We start from the raw sequence: 3,933 nt of genomic DNA, 5'->3' as shown, positions 1-3,933 counted from the left end.
GGCCCCGCGGCCTCATCAGGCGCCGGCTGGACCAACACAGCTCCGCAAGGCGCGACGGTTACCACGCTGCGCGGCGGGGCGCCGTCGGTTGCCTCGGCCGGCCGCGGCGGCTACGGCATCGGCGCGCCGCGTTACGGCGCCAAGCCCACCGTGATGCCCAAGCCGACGGTCGTTTAACCCACTCGACGGCCAACGCGGCCATCGAACACCAGCTAACACGAACAGGATTTATGAAATGGTTCTCGATTTCGCAGCATTACCCCCGGAAATCAACTCCGCCCGCATGTACGCCGGCCCCGGGGCGGGTCCGATGATGGCCGCCGCGGCGGCCTGGAACAACACGGCCGCCGAATTGAGCACGACGGCATCTGCCTGCCAATCGGTGATCTCCGAGCTCACCGGCGGCGAGTGGCTGGGTCCATCGTCGGCAGCGATGGCCGCCGCGACCGCGCCCTACCTGGGGTGGATGCACACCACCGCCGGAGAACTTGAACACGCAGCGACCCAGGCAATGGCGTCGGCAGCCGCCTATGAAACGGCGTTCGGGATGACGGTGCCGCCGGCGGTGATTGCGGCCAACCGGGTTCAGCTGGCCGCCTTGGTCGCCACCAACATCCTGGGCCAAAACACCCCGGCGATCATGGCCACCGAAGCCCAGTACGGCGAAATGTGGGCCCAGGACGCCGCGGCCATGTATGGCTACGCCGGCTCCTCGGCCAGCGCCGCGTCGTTGAATCCGTTGACCTCGCCGTTGCCCGCCACCAACCCGGTCGGGCTGGGCGCGCAAGCCGCCGCGGTTTCTCGAGCCGCGGCGACCAGCTCGCAGACGGCGGGGATGCAGGGGCTCGTATCCAACCTGCCGACCGCAATGCAATCGCTGGCCACCCCGCTGGCCGCGCAGGCGGTCGACAACCCAATCGACGACTTCTTCGCCAACAGCCTGGTGTCAAACATTCCGAACGGGATCTTCGACACCGCGGCCTGGCAGATGTTCGCCATCATCCCCGCCTCGATCTTGTATGGCTATTACGCGGGGGGTGGAAGCGCCGGCGCCGCAGCCGCGGCCGGCAATGTCGGGGCCGGTTTGGGCGGCGGAGCTTTGGCCGCCGCAGTGCCGGCAGCCTTGGCCGGCACGGCAGTTCCGGCCGGAGGCCTCGGTGCTACGCCGGTACTGGCGGCTATGGGCTCGGCGCCCTCGGTCGGCGGGCTGTCGGTGCCGGCCGGATGGTCTGCGGCCGCGCCGGACTCGGGTGCCACAACGCTGGCGGGCTCAGGGTGGACGGCCCCACCCGAAGAGGGCGTGCCGATGACGAATGTGGCGGCCGGGATGCCGGCGGTCGCCTGCGCCAGTCGTGGGGGCTACGGATTCAGTGCGCCTCGGTATGGAATCAAGCCCACGGTGATGCCGAAATCCGTTCTCGTGTAGCGAAAGTCGGCGTCCGTCTTAAGCGTGGCCGCGCACCCCGCTGGGTGTGCGGCCACGCTTAAGTTTAATCCACGCCAAGCGCTACCGCGCGATGATCGGGACACGTTGGGCCGCAATACAACCCGAACAAATTAACGCGGGGCATGAAGCCGCTCATCACGGGGCCCAATGCATCAACACCGTCCCGACCCAACGCCGTCAAAGTCGCCAGTGTGCACAGCTAACTTTAAGCATATTTACAGCTTTCATACATTGCCGCTGAAACCGACAAGGTGTATACGCACGCTGCGGATTCAAAGTGCTTTTGCCACAGCGCTTTTCCCATATATAGGGATTCACCGGAAACGTGGCACACTACCATGACAAGTCTGTTGAAATGAACCGATGTCGATCTTTTTGGACAACGCGACTCTGAAGGAGCAAACACATGTCTTTTGTGACGACCCAGCCTGACGCATTGGAATATGCGGCGGGCAAGCTGGAGGGCATCGGTACGTCATTGGCCGCGCAGAACACATCGGCGGCCGCCTCGACCACGGGTGTGGCTCCCGCTGCCGCTGATGAGGTGTCTGCCCTGCAGGCGACCCAATTCACCGCCTACGGCAACCTCTACCAGCAAGTCAGCGCCGAAGCCACGGCGATCAATCAGGCGTTTGTGCAGATGCTCGGGCTCAGCGGGGATTCCTACGGCGCCACCGAGGCCACCAACTCGGCGGCCACCGGCACGGCAGGCTTGGGGGGTATCAACATCCTCGGTCAGCTGACCCAGTTCGGGCAGTTCGGCCTCATCCCGGGCGCAATGAGCGGCGGAACCATGGACGGAATGTTCGCAGGTGGCCCGTTTCTCTCGGACGCCTCCAGCTTTTTGGGACTGCTCCCGCCTGCCGACAGTGCCGGTGCCGGCGCCGACGCGGCCAGCGCGGCCAGTGCGGGGATGGGCAACCTGGGCGGATTGTCGCTGGCCGGTGCAGGCGGTCCGGCCGCTGTCGGTGCGGCGCCAGTGCTGGCGGGCGTGGGCCAGGCCTCGGCGGTCGGCGGGTTGTCGGTCCCGCAGAGCTGGGCCGCCGGCGGTGGGTTATCGGCGGCCAGCGCCACCCCGGCGACGGTGGCGGGTTGGACTTCCCCCGCCCCGCACAGCGCTCCGGTGAACACCGTGCCCGGCGGGGTGCCCTCGATGGTCTCGACGGGTAGGACCTCAGGCTTGGGTGCGCCACGCTACGGCATCAAGCCGAAGGTGATGCCCAGGTCCACCGTCATCTAGCAACTAACCCCAACTCAGAAACGAACAGGATCAAAGAAATGGTTTTCGATTTCGCAGGACGACCCCCCGAGATCAACTCCGCGCTGATGTACTCGGGTCCGGGGGCCGGACCGATGATGGCCGCCGCGGCAGCCTGGAACAACCTGGCCGCCGAGCTGGCCACCGCGGCGGCCTCCCACGAGTCGGTGATCTCCGAGCTCACCGGAGAGTGGATGGGCCCAGCCTCGTCAGCGATGGCCGCCGCGGTCACCCCCTATGTGGAGTGGCTGAACAACGCCGCCGCGGCCGCCGAACACGCCGCCACCCAGGCCAGTGCCTCGGCGGCGGCCTACCAGACCGCGTTCGCGATGACGGTGCCGCCACCGCTCATCGCTGCCAACCGGACTCAGTTGGCGGCCCTGGTCGCCACCAACATCCTGGGCCAAAACACCCCGGCGATCGCGGCCACCGAGGCCCATTACGGGGAGATGTGGGCCCAAGACGCCGCCGCCATGTACGGCTACGCCGGCTCCTCGGCCAGCGCCGCTTCGTTGAACCCGTTGACCTCGCCGTCGGCGACCACCAACCCGGCCGGCGCGGGCGCCCAAGGCGCCGCGGTCTCGACCGCAGGCAGCCAAAGCCAGCTTTCGGAGCTGGTCGCCAACCTGCCAACCGCGATGCAAAGCCTGGCTTCCCCCGGCGCCACCTCGCCGTTGAGCGCGGCGAGTTTCCCTTACACCGGCAACGGGTTCCTCAACGATCTCGGCACCTCCGGCGGCAACATCGGTGTCTATAACTACACCGGCGCCGCCGTCGGCTTCGGGATGAGCGCCGTCGCGGGCGGTCTCGGTCTTCAGGCGGCGCAAAGTTCCGCCGCCGGCGCCGCAGCAGCTGCCGCTCCGGCAGCCATCGGCGCCGGCCTGGGAGGCGCAGTGGCCGGCGCCATGGCTCCGGTGGGTACCGCGGGCATGGCTGGGGCGCCTGTGCTGGCAAGTATCGCCCAGTCATCCTCGGTCGGCGGCCTGTCGGTGCCGCCCACCTGGTCTGCGGCCACTCCGGAGTCGAGCGCGGCGGCGGTTACGACCGCGGATTGGAACGCGGACTACGACGAAGGCGGCGGCGTGACCAACGTCGCGACTGGGATGCCGGCGGTAGCCGCGACCGGCCGCGGAGGCCACGGCTTCAGCAGCCCACGCTACGGCGTCAAACCCACGGTGATGCCCACCCGCGTGCTCGTCTGAATTACCTTACACGAGAACTTGTTTGG

At 67.7% G+C, this 3,933-nt stretch carries 4 protein-coding genes; all 4 read left to right on the top strand.

The annotated features are described in order from the left end of the window. The coding region (locus tag WBF82_RS18645; protein WP_424384435.1) for a PPE family protein, SVP subgroup at nt 1-177 on the top strand (177 nt) is incomplete at its 5' end. A 58-nt stretch (nt 178-235) separates the two neighbouring features. Beyond that, nucleotides 236-1,426: a PPE family protein gene (locus tag WBF82_RS18640; protein WP_424384434.1), complete on the top strand. Its 1,191-nt coding sequence runs from the start codon at nt 236-238 to the stop codon at nt 1,424-1,426. A 427-nt stretch (nt 1,427-1,853) separates the two neighbouring features. After that, nucleotides 1,854-2,687: a PPE family protein, SVP subgroup gene (locus tag WBF82_RS18635; protein ID WP_424384433.1), complete on the top strand. Its 834-nt coding sequence runs from the start codon at nt 1,854-1,856 to the stop codon at nt 2,685-2,687. A gap of 38 nt (nt 2,688-2,725) precedes the next feature. Then, nucleotides 2,726-3,907 (top strand): PPE family protein, encoded by a 1,182-nt coding sequence (locus tag WBF82_RS18630; protein WP_424384432.1) that lies wholly within the window; start codon nt 2,726-2,728, stop codon nt 3,905-3,907. The last annotated feature ends 26 nt before the right edge of the window (nt 3,908-3,933 follow it).

It is taken from the genome of Mycobacterium sp. (assembly GCF_049673265.1).
Lineage (GTDB): Bacteria > Actinomycetota > Actinomycetes > Mycobacteriales > Mycobacteriaceae > Mycobacterium.
This window is presented reverse-complemented; position numbering and strand designations above follow the sequence as displayed.

What these genes read in the sequence shown, in the direction of transcription:
- WBF82_RS18640 (WP_424384434.1), top strand. Translation starts at nt 236, where the DNA reads ATGGTTCTCGATTTCGCAGCATTACCCCCGGAAATCAACTCCGCCCGC.
- WBF82_RS18630 (WP_424384432.1), top strand. Translation starts at nt 2,726, where the DNA reads ATGGTTTTCGATTTCGCAGGACGACCCCCCGAGATCAACTCCGCGCTG.
- WBF82_RS18635 (WP_424384433.1), top strand. Translation starts at nt 1,854, where the DNA reads ATGTCTTTTGTGACGACCCAGCCTGACGCATTGGAATATGCGGCGGGC.